This window comes from Burkholderia sp. Ac-20345 (assembly GCF_017104825.1).
Lineage (GTDB): Bacteria > Pseudomonadota > Gammaproteobacteria > Burkholderiales > Burkholderiaceae > Burkholderia > Burkholderia lata_B.
In genome coordinates, this window is sequence record NZ_JAAGPO010000051.1 from 44,037 (window position 1) to 59,785 (window position 15,749).

Below are 15,749 nucleotides of genomic sequence, written 5' to 3' on the forward strand. Positions count from 1 at the left end.
CACGCCCCGTCCCTGGTGAGGCGGAGCTAGCATGCAGCCGTTTCACCGCACGCCCGCCGACAGCCCCGCGTCGCGCATGCCGACCCGCGACGTGCGCTTCGCGATCGACGAACGCATTCCGCGCTTTTGGTATCGCGGCACGTGCCATGTCACGCGCTTCTTCGACGCGTTTTCCGTGATGTTCCCGCTCGGCGAGCGCTTCTTCATCGAAAGCGTACGGCCGTTTCGCGACCAGGTCGGCGGCGATGCGACGCTCGCGGCCGACGTCGACGCGTTCGTGCGGCAGGAAGCGTCGCATATCCGCGTGCACCGGCTCTACAACGCTCGCCTCGCAGCCCAGCGCGTGCCGGTCGACGCGCTCGAAGCACTGCTCGAAAAACGCCAGCGCAATGCCGCGCGGCAGGTATCGCCCGTCACGCGGCTCGCGCTGACCGCGTGCCTCGAGCACTACACGACGATCCTCGCGCACCGGCTGCTGAGCGACCCGGCGATCCTCGACGGCGCCGACCCGACGATGGCGGCCGTGTGGCGCTGGCATGCGATCGAGGAAACCGAGCACAAGACCGTCGCGTTCGACGTGTTCGCGGCGGCCATGCCGAACGCGGTGCGGCGCTACGTCGTGCGCTGCGCGGCCATGCTCGGGATCTCCGTCTACTTCGTGATCGACCTGATCTATTTCGTGCACCGCCTCGTCGCCGTCGACGGGCAGACCTGGAACGTGCGCGGCTGGCTGCAACTGCTGCGCTGGCTGTTCGTCGCGCCGGGCATCTTCACGCGCGTGATGCCGATGTGGCTGTTCTGGTTCTCGCCGCGCTTCCATCCCGATCGCCTCGACAGCGACGCGGCACTGCGCGCGGCTCGCACCGCGCTCGAACCGTATCTGGCCAGCGCCGAACCAGAACCAGAACCGGAGTCGCACGCATGACGCGCGCACCGTGGACGCCCAACGGGTTCGACGACTGGCGGCGCCACTATCCGGCGACGCCGTTCGCGCGTGCCGCGGCGCACCTCGACCGGACCGACGCGTTCATCGACGGCTGGACGCGGCGCACCGCCCGCCTGCCGCTGACGACGACGGTCGTGCTCGTCGCTGGGCTGTATTCGGAATGGTTGCCCGGCTGCAATCGCAGCGCGCGGCAGACGCTCGGCGCGGCTGGCTATCGCGTGCTGACGGTGCCGGTGCGCTCCGCGCGCGGCGTGTTCGATCAGGGCGCGCATATCGGTGCGTACCTGCGCACGCATCTGCCGGCCGGTGGCGAATTCGTCGCGCTCGCGCACAGCAAGGGCGGCATCGACACGCTCGCCGCGCTCGTCGGCGACCCGGCGCTGGCGGCGCGTTGCGCGGGCCTCGCCCTCATGCAGCCGCCGTGCGGCCCGTCCGCGATCGTCGATACGATCTTCCGCCACGGCATGCCGCCGCACGTGGCCGCGCCGTGGCCCGACCGCATCGCACGCCGCATGCTGCGCACGCGCTGGGCCAACGCGGGCACACGCGACATCAGCAGCCGGCGCGATCCGCACATCGGCGACATGCTTGCCGCGCTGCCGCGCGACCTGCATCTCGTGCACGGCGTGAGCTGGTCCGTCGAAGCATCCACGCGCTTCGATTCGCATCACGGGCGACTGAACGGGCATCGTCCCGGCTGCGCGCACGACGGGCAGTTCTATCTCGAACACCAGGTGATGGCCGGCATCCCGCAGGTCTGCCTGCCGCGGCTCGACCACGGCCAGCCCGTGCTCGGCGGGCTCGGCTTCGACGCGGGCCGCTTCTGGCTCGCGCTCGCCGACCTGCTGTACGTCACGCGCGCTCAGACCAGGTAGATCTCGAAACCCGGCACGCGGCCGGCCAGCAGGCCGTCGATCGGCACGGCCGGCTCGCCGGTCGACAGCGTGTAGAGATCCATCGGCGTACGCGCCGCGTGGTAGCGCGCGAGCGCCGGCCCGAGCGGATCGCCGTCATACAGGCACAACTGCATCAGCGCATGACTGTTGCGCACGCGCAGCCAGGCGGCATCGAGCAGCGCCGCGAACACGGACGGATCCCGGTCGCGCACCTGCAGGTGCGTCAGGTAGACGTCGCGCAACGGCTCGCCGGGCGCCGCGATACGCGGGCGGCGCAATGCGGGCGCGAATGCATTGAATGCGACACGGACCGCCTGCAGCGGCAACGGCAGCCGTTCGAGCACGATCCGTTTGATATCGCCGGCATCCCATGGCGCGACGCAGCCAAGCAGGTTGTCGTGCGCGTCGAGCGCCAGCAGAAACGCGCCGATACCGAACGACGGCCAGGTGTCGAGCCGCCGCGCGAATTCGTCCATGGAGAACACGCCGCCGAACGGCTGGCGGCGCGATTCGGCATCGAGAAACGCGCGCAGTGCGTCCGCGTGATGCGGCTGCGCGTCGACGATCCGCACGCCCGGCACGCTGCGCGGCGCCGACGACAGCCCGCGCTGCGCATAGATCGACACGTTCTCGTAGCCGTACCAGTGCGTGAAACGCAGCCGGTTCTCGCGCCGCGACCGTGCGAGCGACTGCACCGCGAGCTGGTTGTCGCGGATCATGCAGCAATACGCATGCTGCACGCCGGCGTCGGCGCGTAGCGCCGCGAAGCGTTCGCGCACCGAGTCGGTCCACTCGCGCGACAGCCGCCGGTCGGGCATCAACCGCAGGTCGCCGAGATAGGCGACCGGCTGCGCCCGTTCGCCGAGATAGCCGTCGCGCACGACGATGCTCGCGAGCCCCTTCAGCGCCGCGCGCTCATCCTCCGCGAGCCAGACCTCATGGTGCGGCGCGTGGCAACGATGCAGCGCAAAGTAGTCGGGCGCACGATCGAAGCGCAGCGGCAGGCTGCCCTGCATCGCATGGCGGGACTGGAAATCGAGGATGCGCGCGTTGTCGGCCGGTTGCGCGAGACGGATCCGCATGTGCGCTGCTCACACGCCGTCGAACAGCCGGCGCGCGAGCGGCCGCAGGTTCGACGCCGACAGTTCGCACAGGCACACGAGTTCGTCGCCCCGTGCATAGCCGGGGTTGCGAGCGAGGAAGAAGTCGACGTCGGCCAGCCGCCGGTGCGCGGCCGGCACCTCCGCGAGCGCGGGCGTGAGCCGGCCCTGCGGCATGTCGAACGACAGCAGTCCGGTGGCGGAGTCGTACGCGTGCCCGTAGCGGCTCGCGGCCAGGTAATCCATCAGGTCCTGCGTGGCCGGTGCGGTCAGGTTGTCGGCGCGCGGTGCGTAGTCGCGCGCGAACGCACGCAGGTAGCGATAGGTGCGATGCCCCTTGCAGATCAGGAACCAGTACAGCGGCACGGCGGGCGCCTGCCGCCATACGTCGCCCGCGTGGCGGATCCACGCGAACGCGAGATGCTGCGTGCCCCAATGCGCGGGATCGATGATCGTATCGCCAGAAAAGATCACGCGGATCGACGCGTCGCGCCAGCGTGTCTCGTACTGCTTGAGCGTCGAGAAGCCCTGGATCGCACCGCCGCTGTCGCGCAGCACAATGCAGTGCGTCTTGTCGCCGAGGTCGCGGTCGAACTGCGCACGGACCGTGTCGCAATAGGACGCCGCATACAACGAGAACATCCGCTCGATGTCGTCCGGGCCCAGGGCCGCCCGTTCGACGGCGGTGGCGCGCAACTCCATCGGTTACTCCTGCAAGACTGAACAGCTTGCTATGATAGCCCGTTACCCGCCTGCTCCCGCCATGTCCAACGCCGTTTCCCGCCAGGATGCGAACGACACGCCGATCGCCCGGCCTTGGCTGCTGCTCGTCGCCTATCTCATCGTGACGGGCGCGGTCTACGCATTCGTCACGCACCTGCCGCTCGGGCCGGTCACGGTCATTCCGGCGGGCGCGCTCGATCGCGCGGTTCCACTGCTGTCCGGCACCGTGCCGCTCTACCTCAGCTACCTGTTCGCGATGCCCGCGCTCGTCTGGCTCGGGCGCGGCCGCGCATGGCTGCTGCCGGCATTCTTCGCCGGCGCGCTCGCGGCCGGCGTTTGCCTCGTGTGCCATCTGCTGCATCCGACCGCCGTCGCATGGCCGCCCACTCATGACGACTGGATCGCGTGGCTGCGGCGGATCGATGCGCCGCTTGCCGCATCGCCGAGCGGGCACGTCGCGCTGCCGGTCGCGATCGCGATCGTGCTGCTGGTGCTGCGGCAACGGTCAGCCGTGCTGTTCGCCGCGTGGAGCGCGCTGCTGATGGTGACCGTCCTGACCACCGGCCAGCATCGCGCCGCCGATGTCGCGTGGGGCGGCGCGATCGGCATCGCGGCCGGCACGTTCACGCTCGCGTTGCTGCGCACCAAAGTCGACCTGCGCACGATTGCGGCCGCACTGCTCGAATGGGCGTGCATCGTCGTTGCGATCCGCGTGGCCGTCGCGCTCGGCGCGTGGTACCTGTATGCGCTTGCGGTGCTCGTCATCGCGACGCGGCAGCATGCGCTGTTCATCCTGTATCACGACGCGGCCCACTATCACCTCACGCGCCGCCGCGGTTTCAACGACTTCCTGATCAACGTCGCGATCGGCGTGCCGGGGCTCGTGCCCGTCGAGTTCTACCGGCCGCTGCATCTCGCGCATCACCGCCATCTCGGCACCGCGCAGGACCCGGAGCGCCAGTTTCTCTATCACGACCAGCCGTGGCAGTTCCGGCCGCTCGATGCGTGGCCGCTTGCGCGGCAGTTCCTCGGCGACCTGCTCGTGCTGAACATGGCGCGCAACATGGCGGCATTCTGGCGCGCGGGCGGGCAGAACACGTGGCTCGGCCGGCCGTTCCAGGCAGCCGCGGCAGTATGGGTGGTCATCATCGCGCTGCTCGTGTGGGCCTGTTCCGCGCAAACGATCGTGCTGGTCGCGGCGCTGTGGTTCGTGCCGCTGCTCACGCTGTCGGTACTGCTGCAGAAGATCCGCAGCATGGCCGAGCACAGCGGCGGCCCGCATGCGACGCCGGGCTGGGCCGACTGGACGTATTCATGGCGCACGGGCTGGATCGGCCGCGTGTTCGTGTGGCCATATCACATCAACCTTCATCTGCAGCATCACCGGAATCCGGCGGTGCCATGGCATGCGCTGCCCGACGCAGTCGACGAACATGAGCCGCAACTCGACGCACCGGAGCTGGCCCGGCTGCTGTGGTCGGGCATCCCGCCGAAGCCGTAACGGGCGACGGCGCGCACGATGTCGCGCGCGCCGCCGTTCCCCGTTACTTCGCGATATACACGCCCGACGTCGGGCACGTGCCCTGCGTATTGCCGTCCGTCACGAGTGACGCGGCGCTCGGGAACTGCGCGGTCGCATTGGTCTTCACCGCGATCCACGCTTCGGTGAAGTAGCTCACGCCATTCGTCTTCGTGCACTTCAGCGACACCGCGCTGCGCGTATTGCTGCCGAATGCGCCTTCGAACGCCGACAGCAGCTGGTTACGCGTGACCGTCTTGCCTGCGTTCGCTTGCAGGAACGTGTTGAACGACGTATTGCCGAGACGGCTGATCATGCCGGACGCCTGGTTCCAGTACGCATCGGGCGTCGCCGAGTTCGAGCAGGTGCCGTGCTTGAACCACTCGTGCTTGTCGAGGCAGGACGCGACGCCCGGCATGTACGTCGACAGCGTATTGCGGGTTGCGCTGCTGATCGGGTACGCGTCCATGCTGCACCACTGGTGCGCGTTGTCGAGGTCGATGTCGTTCTGCGGCACGCCGCAGTAGAACGGCTGGTTGCCGTCGTACTTGTTCGGCCACAGGCCATGCAGCGACAGGCTCGTCGCCGCATACGTGCCGGCGAGGTTCGTGCATTCGGGCGTGTCGTGCGACGCGCAGAAGCCGGGCTCCCACGACGCGGCGAGCAACAGGTAGTCGTAGCTGGTCTGCGCGGTGGCGTGCAGTGAAGCGGAAGCGACGGCGAGTGCGGCAGCGGCGCGGGCGAGCGTCTTGAGCATGGCGTTTCCTCGGAAAAGGCTTGCGGTCGCGGGATGCGCCGCAAGGTTGTCGAATGTCTGCCCGCGATTGTTGCCGACGCAACGTGGCACGAATGTGAAGGTAGCCGAATGATGTCCGGCGGCACGCTTTCGCTCACGACCCGGCGCCGAGCTGCGTGCACGCGCGTGTGATCGATTCAGGGCCTTCGAGCGCGAGGATCTGCCACACGCCGATGCTGACGCGCTGGCGCGCCGCCGTCGACGCATCGACCAGCAACGCCTCGACGCGCGGCGCGGCGCCCGGCGCCTGCTGCTTCAGCGCCGCGTGATGCCGCGCACGCGACGCCGGTTCGGATTCGTAGACGTCGCACAGGCGCACCATGCCGGCGAGACCGGCGAGGTCGTCGTCCTTGTCGATCGCGCCCGGCTCGACGGGCGCAAGCCCCTTGCGCTCCGCCACAGGCAGCTTGTTGCGCGCGCCTTCGTCGATCGTCGTGGCGGATGCCGGCGGCAGGCCGCCGATCGCCGCGACGATCCGGCTGCCCGCGGCGATCATGTCGCCCTGACACTCGATCTTCTCGGCGGTCGCGACGTTCGAGCAGAACGACACCGACGTCCGGTACACATCGTTGCTCATGCGCGGCACTTCGTCCGCGCTCGCGTGCGCGAAGCCGGCGCTCGTCAGTGCCAGCGCGGCGGGAATCAGGATGCGGAACGCTCTCGTCTTGTTCATTGTTGTATGTATGTTTGTGGGTTCTCGTGGCGGGCAACATCGCCGGGCCGCGCGGCGGCGGTCGCTGTGACGCCGGGCCCTCGTCCGGCGGCACGCGATCACTTCATCGACGCAGCCTCCGATCCGCCGGGCGACAGCGCAGCGTTGTCCTGCTCGCGCCACGTGCGGCGCGAGGCCATGATCGCCTTCACGGCCGAGCGCGCGACCTTCCACCACGCGAACGGCCGCGGGTCGGCAAGCATGCTGAGCGCACGGGCATAGTCGAGCGTCAGCCCGGGCGTCCACGCCATCGTCACCGCGCGCTTGCGGATCTGCGCAGCGACCCACAGCTCGGGCGTGAGCAGCAGCCGCACGAACGCGCCCCACCCCGCACGCGCCCCCTTCAGCCGCCACACCGCGCCGTCGAGCGCGGCTTCGAGTGCGTTCGACACGGTGCTCGAGCAGTTGCGGTGCGTAAGGTTGTACGTCACGTTCTGCCGGTACGACGACCAGAAGGCGTCCAGCTTCGCCGGATCGTAATTGCGGATCCGCACGCGCACGGTCGACGGACACCACGCCTTCGACTCGGTCGCGTAGTCGGGCTGGAACAAGCCCGGCACGTCGTTTTCGCGCGTCGCGCGCAGGATGCGCGTGAATTCGTCCGGAGAACGATCGATTTCGACGCCCGGATACAGGCTGATATAGATCCCTTCGGGCGACTCCAGCGCCGCGTGCCCGGTCGAGATCACGCCGTTCACATCCACGGCCGCGATATACCGGTCGATCACCGGATAGCGCTGCGCTTCGGCCTTCGACGTGCCGGTCGGCGTCCACACGTGCACGGTGAGCGCATGCTCGCCGTCGGCGGGCGGGCCGTCCCATTCGGATTGGGCGAAATGCGGCCGGTCGCGCGCATCGTCGAGGTCCGGCGCGAGTGCCGGCGCCGGCGACGTCGCGAACGCCGGATTACGCGTCAGCCGCCGCACGCGCGCGGCGAGGCTCAGCATGTGCATCCCGCCGAATATCAGCAGCAGGCCGAGGCAGTACGGCACGGTGCCCACGTAGTGCGTCGGGTACGGTTGATAGAAGAAGATGGCCAGCAGGATCTCGACGACGCCCCATGCGAAGGCGACGTTCCAGCGGCGATAGCGCACCATCCACGCGGCGGTGCACTGCAGCAGCCCGTCGACCAGGAACAGCGTGCCGAAGATCATCGACAGCAGGAAATGGCCGTGGTGATGCCCCGCGAACACGAGCCCGGCGGCGATCACGACCACGATCCCCTTCACGTAGCGCAGGATGCGCTGCCCGCCGACGCCGCTGCCGGCCACCGCGAGCGTCGCAAGCCCCTCGATCAGGAACAGCCACGCAAAGATCTGGATCGGAAAGTGCAGCGCACCGTCGAGCGCATCGACGAAGATCACGACGCCCGCCACGACCCACACCCAGCCGAGCACCGTCAGCCCACGCCAGCGGGTGCGCAAGTATTCGATACCCAGCAGCAGCAAGACCAGTCGTACCATCGCGCCCTCTCGTCATTTTTTTCGGGAAACGCGCTGGTCACGCGGTTCCTGTCGTTTCGACCGCGCGACGCGCAAGCCGAAAGGCGGTAATTCGTACCGGCGCGTCATGCCTCGACATGACCGTTGGCGGCCGGTACGCCCCCACACCGGCCAAATAATAAGATATGGCGGAGACGGTTGAAAGCGCGACGAAAACGTTGTCGGCACGGCAAGGACGGGGCTGGCCGGCCGCTGCCGTGGCAGATTTCCCGTTCGACAACGCGCGGCGGATACGCGAGAATCCGGCTTCCGAGGGCGAAAGCCTCTGAACCGAACCGCAATAGACGGGACAACAACAATGAACGTATCGATCACGCGCCGGCGCCTGCTGGCCGCCGGCATGGCTGCGAGCAGCCTCGCACTGTCGGGCTGTTTCACGCCGAAGCTGTACAAGGAAGACGGATACAGCGAGCAAGTGTCCGGATTCATGATGACCGAGGACGGCAAGAAACTGGTCGTCCTGGGCACGGACTACCATTACATCTTCGATCTGCCGGCGCAGTTGCGGCCGGTCCTGATGTCCGGCTACCGGAAATCGCTGCACACGACGTTCGCCGCCTTTCACGCGAGCGGCGGCAGCGTCACGGGCCACTACCGGATCGTGCTGCCGAAGGACGCGTCGGACGACGATCGGCAGGCGGCCGCCGCCGACGGCTTTACCGCCGCGCAGGCCGACCTCGTGCTCGAAGGCGACATCAGCGGCAAGCGCTATTCGACGGAAGGGTTCGCCGAAAAGTACAAGACGAGCACGCAGCCGTTCAACCGGCCTTACTCGGTCTACATCAGGCAATCGCCGTCCGTCGTCGGCATGGGTCTGCGGATTCTCGCCACGCCGATCACGGTTGCCGCCGACGGCGTGCTCGTGCTGGGCGGTGTCGTGCTTTTGCCGTTCGCGGCAATTGCGATCAAGGCGAACGGCGGCCTCCGGATCATGTAAAGGCATGCGGTACGAGCGCAACAGGAGCATCGCCATGACCGCCTCACCACTTCATACGCCGCCGCTCGGCCCGCAACTCAAGCGCTGGCGCGCGCTGCACCGCGTCAAGCAAAACCACGCGGCCGAGCTGTTCGGCGTCGCGCAATCGACGATCTCGCGCTGGGAAGCCGGCCTCCAGCAGATGTCGCCCGACGAGCGCGCGACCGCCGAGCGGCTGCTCGCCGCGCGCCTCGATTCCGCCGGCGATCACGCGCTCGCGCGGCTCGTCGCGGGCAGTGCGGGTCGCATGCATCTCGTGTGCGACCTCACGCACCGCCTGCTCGCGTCTTCGCCCGCGCGCGCGGCCGAATTCTCGCAGCCGCTGTCGATGTTGCTCGGCACGTCGCTGTGGCGCTACGCGACGCCGGAGATCGTCCGCATGGAAACCGCGCTCGATACGCTCGGCTGGCATGACCATGCGGGGCCGCCGAGCGTCGAATTCGACACCGGCGCGAATGCGTCGCGCGTCGTGCCGATCCACGGCAGCATGTGCCGGTGGACGCGGATGACGTTGTCCGACGGGTCGGCCGCGCGGCTCGTGGAGACGCTTCAGGATGCGTGATCGCCGGATTGCAACGAAGAACCGCATGCAGACAACGGTGCTACGTACTTCGACGTATCCGGCGCGACACGCAAAAGATGCCAACGTGAATGGCAGCACGGCCAGGAGAAATGCCACATGTCGACGCTTATCGTACGGGAACTCGTGATCGTCGCGTTCATGCTCTATACGGGCGCCGCCGTGCTGGTCGCGCTTCGCTCGGGTGTGGCCAACGCAGGCGGCAGGCGCGTGACGCGCCGCAGCCGCCCCTACCTGTTCAGCCTGATCGTCCTTGTTCAGACCGGCTTCTTTGCGCTGTTCTGCTGGGCCGGACTTTCCGTACAGTAGCCGCGCGGCAAAGCGCACCCGCTCCCCGCACGCCACGCATATTTCATGCGTGGACGAACCGCGCCCGGCCGCATTACGCTTGACGGCTCATCGCAACGACGCCGACCCACCATGAACCCCGATACGATCCACGCGCGGCTCGCTTTCCTGCGCGAAGCCGAACGCCTGAAGGATGTGCTGCGCAGCGGCCACACGTCGTCCGGGCGCGCGGAAAGCACGGCCGAGCACAGCTGGCGGCTGTGCCTGATGGCGCTCGTATTCGCGGACGCGCTGCCCGGCATCGACACGCTGAAGCTGCTGAAGCTGTGCGTCGTCCACGATCTCGGCGAGGCGCTGCACGGCGACATCCCCGCGATCGAACAGGCCGCGCATCCCGACAAAAGCGCGCACGAACGCGATGACCTGCTGACGCTGACCGCGCCGCTCGATCCCGCGCAGCGCGACGAGATCGTCGCACTGTGGGACGAATACGAGGCAGCTGCATCTCCGGAAGCGCGCGCGGCGAAGGCGCTCGACAAGCTCGAAACGATCCTGCAGCACAACCAGGGCAGCAATCCGCCCGATTTCGACTACGCGTTCAATCTCGGCTACGGCCGCCGCTATACCGACGCCGCGCCGCTGTTCAGCGCGATCCGCGACATCGTCGACGCCGACACGCAACGCCGGATCGACGCGGGCGGACAGCACGCGTAAGCTCGCACGCTCTGCATGCTCGTGAACCTGCCGATCGGCAGCGGCTTCACGCTTGCGCACCTCGACGAATGGGGGCCGACGCAGGCGCAGGTCGATGCGCTGCCCACGCTCGGCGAGGAACGCGACCGTCCGATGATGGCGCTCGTCGCCGTGCAGCGATAACGCGCGTCACCGCAGGCCGCAACACGCGCACGGGCCTTCGCCCTCCGTTCTCACAGATCGCAACAATGACGCCGCACGGCCCCCGCTCGGGCGCGGCGTTCGCACAATTCAGCACAATTTCCACACGATTTGACGTGATTTCCTCGCTTACCATGAGCGGCTGATTCGACTCGGCACGGCCGCGCGATGCGTACGCGGATGCCGTCGCGGGCAACCTGCCCGACATGCGACGCCGGCCGGATCGTCCCGCCCGGCCGCACGCATCGCCGGCACTGCCTGATCCTCGCCGCACGCTCATGACTCAGAAGACCCATCGCCGCCGGCGCATCGTGCTGGCTACCCTTGCCATCGCCGCGATCGCCACCGGCGTCACGCTGAAGGCGTGCGCGCCCGACAAGCATCCGCAATACCTGTCCGCGCCCGTCTCGCGCGGCGATCTCGAGAACGCCGTGCTGGCAACCGGCGCGCTTCAGGCATTCAAGCAGGTCGACGTCGGCGCGCAGGTGTCCGGGCAGTTGAAGTCGCTGAAAGTCAAGCTCGGCGACAAGGTCACGAAGGGCCAGTGGCTCGCCGAGATCGATCCCGTGATCTCGGAAAACGCGCTGCGCCAGGCGCGCGCCAGCGAAGAAAGCCTGCGCGCGCAGCAGCAATCGACCGCCGCGCAACTCACGCAGGCGGAACTCGCATTCAAGCGCCAGCAGGCGATGCTGCCCGACGATGCGACCTCGCGTGAGTCGTTCGAGGCCGCGCGCGCGACGCTCGACGTGCAACGCGCGACCCTCGCGTCGCTCGCCGCGCAGATCCGCTCGGCCCGCATCCAGATCGAGACCGCGCAGGCCAACCTCGGCTACACGCGCATCGTCGCGCCGATCGACGGCGAGGTCGTCGCGGTCGTCACGCAGGAAGGCCAGACCGTGATCGCGCAGCAGCAGGCGCCGGTGATCCTGAAGCTCGCCGATCTCGACACGATGACCGTGAAGGCGCAGGTGTCGGAAGCCGACGTGATCCGCGTGAGTGCCGGCCAGGCCGCGTATTTCACGATCCTCGGCGAACCGGACAAGCGCCATTACGGCAAGCTGCGTGCGATCGAGCCGGCACCGCAGAACTATGCCGAAGCACAGAGCCCGCTCGGCGGTGGTGCGGGCGGCGGCTCGAAGCCGAACTCGGCCGTGTTCTACAACGCGCTGTTCGAAGTACCGAATCCCGAGCATCGGCTGCGCATCTCGATGACCGCGCAAGTCAGCATCGTGCTCGGCAACGCACGCAACGCGCTGAGCATTCCGGCCGCCGCACTCGGCGAAAAACGCAAGGACGGCACCTACGCGGTGCGCGTGCTGCGCGCCGACGGCAGCACGGAAACCCGCGACGTCCGCATCGGCATCAACAACAACGTGCGCGTCGAAGTGCTGGCCGGCCTGAAGGACGGTGAACGCGTCGTGATCGGCGAAGCGGCCGGTGACGACCACGCGCCGCTGGCGGACGTGGTGTGACGATGAGCCAGCCGCTGCTGAAACTCGCTGCCGTCACACGACGCTTTCCGGCCGGCGACAAGGATGTCGTCGTCCTGAACAACGTCAACCTGTCGATCCACGCGGGCGAGATCGTCGCGATCGTCGGCGCATCGGGCTCCGGGAAGTCGACGCTGATGAACATCCTCGGCTGCCTCGATCACCCTAGCGAAGGCACCTACACGGTCGGCGGCCGGGACACGCACATGCTCGACAGCGACGAGCTCGCGCAACTGCGCCGCGAACACTTCGGCTTCGTGTTCCAGCGCTATCACCTGCTGCCGCACGTCGACGCGGTCGCGAACCTCGAAATGCCCGCGATCTATGCCGGCACGCCGCGCGCCGAGCGGCACGCCCGTGCACGCGAGCTGCTCGCGCGCCTCGGGCTCGCGGATCGCGCACACCATCGCCCCGGGCAGCTGTCCGGCGGCCAGCAGCAGCGCGTGAGCATCGCGCGTGCGCTGATCAACGGCGGCCAGGTGATCCTCGCCGACGAACCGACCGGCGCGCTCGATACGAAAAGCGGCCAGGACGTGATCCGCATCCTGCACGAGCTGAACGCGCTCGGCCATACGATCGTCATCGTCACGCACGACAAGGCCGTCGCGCGCCATGCGAAGCGCATCATCGAGATCAGCGACGGCGAGATCGTCGCCGACCGGCCGAACCGGCACTATGCGGAAGCGCTGGCGGAAGCGGGCGTCAACGCAGCGGAAGCTGCTGAAGCGACCGAAGCAGCAGCCGGCGGGCCACCCGCCCGCGATCGCCACGACACGCCGCCGCCACCCACAGCCGACGACACCGATGCGCATGCCGATACCGGCACGCGCACGCGACGCTTCGCGGCCGGTTCAGGCCGCTTCGCCGAGGCCTGCCGGATGGCGTGGATCGCACTCGTGTCGCACCGGCTGCGCACGCTGCTGACGATGCTCGGCATCATCATCGGCATCACGTCGGTCGTGTCGATCGTCGCGATCGGCGAAGGCGCGAAGCGCTACATGCTCGACGAGATCGGCAGCATCGGCACGAACACGATCAACATCTATCCGGGCACCGACTGGGGCGACAGCCGCGCCGACGCGATCCAGACGCTCGTGCCCGCCGATGTCGCCGCGCTCGCCGAACAGCCGTACGTCGACAGCGCAACGCCCGAAACGTCGCGCACGCTGCTGCTGCGCTACCGCAACGTCGACGTGAACGCGCTCGTGAGCGGCGTCGGCGACCGCTTCTTCCAGGCGCGCGGGATGCGCTTCGCGCTGGGTGTCGCGTTCGACGAGGACGCGGTGCGCCGCCAGGTGCAGGTGGCCGTGATCGACCAGAACACGCGCCGCAAGCTGTTCGGCGCGACGCGCAACCCGATCGGCGAAGCGATCCTGGTCGACAACGTGCCGTGCGTCGTGATCGGCGTGACGGCCGACAAGAAGAGCGCGTTCGGCAGCGTGAAGAGCCTGAACGTGTGGGTGCCGTACACGACCGCGAGCGGGCGCCTGTTCGGGCAACGCCACCTCGACAGCATCACCGTGCGCGTGCGCGACGGGCAGCCGAGCGCCGCCGCCGAGAAGAGCCTCGAAAAGCTGATGACGCAGCGCCACGGCCGCAAGGACTTCTTCACGTACAACATGGACAGCGTGGTGAAGACCGTCGAGAAGACCGGCCAGTCGCTCACCTTGCTGCTGTCGCTGATCGCCGTGATCTCGCTCGTCGTCGGCGGGATCGGCGTGATGAACATCATGCTGGTGTCGGTCACCGAGCGCACGCGCGAAATCGGCATCCGGATGGCGGTCGGCGCGCGTCAGTCCGACATCCTGCAGCAGTTTCTCGTCGAGGCCGTGCTCGTCTGCCTGCTCGGCGGCACGATCGGCATCGCGCTGTCGCTCGGGCTCGGCGCGCTGTTCTCGATGTTCGTCGCGCAGTGGAAGATGGTGTTCTCGGCCGGCGCGATCGTGACCGCGTTCATCTGCTCGACGCTCACCGGTGTGATTTTCGGCTTCATGCCCGCGCGTAATGCGTCGCGGCTCGATCCGATCGATGCGCTCGCGCGCGACTGACGCAAGGCCCGCCATGACGCATTCCTCAACGCTTCACCGCCTGGGCGCATTCGCGTGCGCGGCCGCGCTGCTCGCCGGCTGTGCAGGCGCGCGCCACGAACCGCTGCCCGCCGTCGCGATGCCGGCGAACTGGGCGGCGCCGGTTTCCGCCGACGCGCCGGCCACGACGCGCGACTGGTGGCGCAGCTTCGGCGATCCGCAACTCGATGCGCTGATCGACGACGCGCTGCGCGCCAACAACGACCTCGCGATCGCGGCGATCCGCGTGTACCGCGCGCAACTGCAGGCCGGGCTCGCGAATACGAACCTGACGCCCAACGTGTCGGCCGGCGCGAACGGCGCCGTGTCGCGCACGCTCGACACGCACCAGACGAGCCGGTCGAGCAACGCGAACGTTTCGCTTAGCTATGAAATCGACTTGTGGGGCCGGCTGGCCGCACTGCGCGACGCCGCGCGCTGGGAAGCCGACGCGACGGCCGCCGATCTCGAAGCCGCGCGGCTGTCGCTGATCGGCACGACCGCGTCGCTGTACTGGCAGATCGGCTACCTGAACCGGCAGATCGCGCTCGGCGACGCGAACATCGCGTATGCGGTCCGCACGCTCGCGGTCGTCCGGTCACGGCACACGGCCGGTGCCGTGTCGGGGCTCGATCTCGCTCAGGCCGAGCAGAGCCTCGCCGCGCAACGCGCCGCGCAGACGCAACTGATCCAGCAGCGTACCGAGAATCGCCACGCACTCGCGATCCTGTTCGACCGGCCGCCGCAGCAACTCGCGGCGGAACCGTCGGCGCTGCCCGATGCGCGGCCGCCGGAAGTGGCGGCCGGCCTGCCGGCCAGCCTGCTCGGCCGGCGCCCCGACCTGCGCGCGGCGGAATTCCGGCTGCGCGAGTCGCTCGCGCAGGTCGACGCGACGCGCACGAGCTTCTACCCGACCTTCACGCTGACCGGCCAGGCCGGCACGTCGAGCACGAGCCTCGAGCGCGTGCTCGCGAATCCGGTCGGCACGCTCGGGCTCGGCCTCGCACTGCCGTTCATCCAGTGGAACACGATGCAGTTGCAGATCAAGGTGTCGAAGACGCAATACGAGGAAGCGGTCGTCGGGTTCCGCCAGAAGCTCTACACGGCGCTCGCGGAAGTCGAGAACGCGCTGTCGGCGCGTGTGCAGCTCGAACGCGAGGCCGATCAGCGCGCGCTATCACTGGCCCAGGCGCAACGCGCCGAGCGGCTTGCCGCCGCGCGCTTCGCGGCCGGCGCGACCGCCGTACAGCCGTGGCTCGAC

At 68.4% G+C, this 15,749-nt stretch carries 16 protein-coding genes; 11 read left to right on the forward strand and 5 right to left on the reverse strand.

What is annotated here, in order from left to right:
- The first annotated feature begins 31 nt into the window (after window positions 1-31).
- Both G3O06_RS19765 and G3O06_RS19770 read left to right on the forward strand, forming a co-directional pair.
- A complete protein-coding gene (locus tag G3O06_RS19765) occupies window positions 32-925 on the forward strand; it encodes a metal-dependent hydrolase (protein ID WP_205817202.1) in 894 nt (297 codons plus the stop codon).
- Window positions 922-1,821: a hypothetical protein gene (locus G3O06_RS19770; protein ID WP_205817203.1), complete on the forward strand. Its 900-nt coding sequence runs from the start codon at window positions 922-924 to the stop codon at window positions 1,819-1,821. The genes G3O06_RS19765 and G3O06_RS19770 overlap by 4 nt, the downstream gene beginning before the upstream one ends.
- Here G3O06_RS19770 and G3O06_RS19775 read toward each other — a convergent pair.
- Together G3O06_RS19775 and G3O06_RS19780 are read right to left on the reverse strand one after the other, a co-directional pair.
- Window positions 1,809-2,924, reverse strand: coding sequence for a hypothetical protein (locus G3O06_RS19775; protein ID WP_205817204.1), 1,116 nt, complete (start codon window positions 2,922-2,924; stop codon window positions 1,809-1,811). The two genes, G3O06_RS19770 and G3O06_RS19775, sit on opposite strands and share 13 nt — an antisense overlap.
- Window positions 2,925-2,933: 9 nt before the next feature.
- The gene (locus G3O06_RS19780) at window positions 2,934-3,644 is read right to left on the reverse strand and encodes a hypothetical protein (protein ID WP_205817205.1); all 711 of its coding nucleotides are present in this window, start codon (window positions 3,642-3,644) and stop codon (window positions 2,934-2,936) included.
- A gap of 61 nt (window positions 3,645-3,705) precedes the next feature.
- Here G3O06_RS19780 and G3O06_RS19785 point away from each other — a divergent pair, with 61 nt between their 5' ends.
- On the forward strand, window positions 3,706-5,166 hold the full coding sequence (locus G3O06_RS19785; protein ID WP_205817206.1) for a fatty acid desaturase family protein: 1,461 nt from the start codon (window positions 3,706-3,708) through the stop codon (window positions 5,164-5,166).
- 43 nt (window positions 5,167-5,209) lie between these two features.
- Here G3O06_RS19785 and G3O06_RS19790 read toward each other — a convergent pair whose 3' ends face one another.
- The 3 genes from G3O06_RS19790 to G3O06_RS19800 all read right to left on the reverse strand — a co-directional run bounded on the left by G3O06_RS19790 (window position 5,210) and on the right by G3O06_RS19800 (window position 8,155).
- Window positions 5,210-5,941 carry a ribonuclease T2 gene (locus G3O06_RS19790; protein WP_174917575.1) on the reverse strand — a complete coding sequence of 244 codons (732 nt, stop codon included), beginning with the start codon at window positions 5,939-5,941 and terminating at the stop codon, window positions 5,210-5,212.
- Between the two features lie 133 nt (window positions 5,942-6,074).
- Window positions 6,075-6,653, reverse strand: a complete 579-nt coding sequence (locus tag G3O06_RS19795; protein ID WP_205817207.1) for a hypothetical protein — start codon at window positions 6,651-6,653, stop codon at window positions 6,075-6,077.
- 98 nt (window positions 6,654-6,751) lie between these two features.
- Window positions 6,752-8,155 carry a DUF308 domain-containing protein gene (locus G3O06_RS19800; RefSeq protein WP_205817208.1) on the reverse strand — a complete coding sequence of 468 codons (1,404 nt, stop codon included), beginning with the start codon at window positions 8,153-8,155 and terminating at the stop codon, window positions 6,752-6,754.
- 337 nt (window positions 8,156-8,492) lie between these two features.
- Between G3O06_RS19800 and G3O06_RS19805 the strand changes: the two genes are divergently transcribed.
- The 8 genes from G3O06_RS19805 to G3O06_RS19840 all read left to right on the forward strand — a co-directional run.
- Window positions 8,493-9,131, forward strand: coding sequence for a hypothetical protein (locus G3O06_RS19805; RefSeq protein WP_205817209.1), 639 nt, complete (start codon window positions 8,493-8,495; stop codon window positions 9,129-9,131).
- A 34-nt stretch (window positions 9,132-9,165) separates the two neighbouring features.
- Window positions 9,166-9,732, forward strand: a complete 567-nt coding sequence (locus G3O06_RS19810; protein WP_205817210.1) for a helix-turn-helix transcriptional regulator — start codon at window positions 9,166-9,168, stop codon at window positions 9,730-9,732.
- A gap of 117 nt (window positions 9,733-9,849) precedes the next feature.
- Window positions 9,850-10,059 (forward strand): hypothetical protein, encoded by a 210-nt coding sequence (locus G3O06_RS19815; protein ID WP_205817211.1) that lies wholly within the window; start codon window positions 9,850-9,852, stop codon window positions 10,057-10,059.
- A gap of 111 nt (window positions 10,060-10,170) precedes the next feature.
- Window positions 10,171-10,752 carry an HD domain-containing protein gene (locus tag G3O06_RS19820; protein ID WP_174971893.1) on the forward strand — a complete coding sequence of 194 codons (582 nt, stop codon included), beginning with the start codon at window positions 10,171-10,173 and terminating at the stop codon, window positions 10,750-10,752.
- 15 nt (window positions 10,753-10,767) lie between these two features.
- Window positions 10,768-10,914 carry a hypothetical protein gene (locus G3O06_RS19825; protein ID WP_205817212.1) on the forward strand — a complete coding sequence of 49 codons (147 nt, stop codon included), beginning with the start codon at window positions 10,768-10,770 and terminating at the stop codon, window positions 10,912-10,914.
- Between the two features lie 296 nt (window positions 10,915-11,210).
- Window positions 11,211-12,404, forward strand: coding sequence for an efflux RND transporter periplasmic adaptor subunit (locus tag G3O06_RS19830; RefSeq protein ID WP_205817213.1), 1,194 nt, complete (start codon window positions 11,211-11,213; stop codon window positions 12,402-12,404).
- Between the two features lie 2 nt (window positions 12,405-12,406).
- On the forward strand, window positions 12,407-14,470 hold the full coding sequence (locus G3O06_RS19835) for a MacB family efflux pump subunit (RefSeq protein ID WP_205817214.1): 2,064 nt from the start codon (window positions 12,407-12,409) through the stop codon (window positions 14,468-14,470).
- 13 nt (window positions 14,471-14,483) lie between these two features.
- Window positions 14,484-15,749 (forward strand): efflux transporter outer membrane subunit (locus tag G3O06_RS19840; protein ID WP_205817215.1); only part of this gene is annotated, 1,266 nt, incomplete at its 3' end.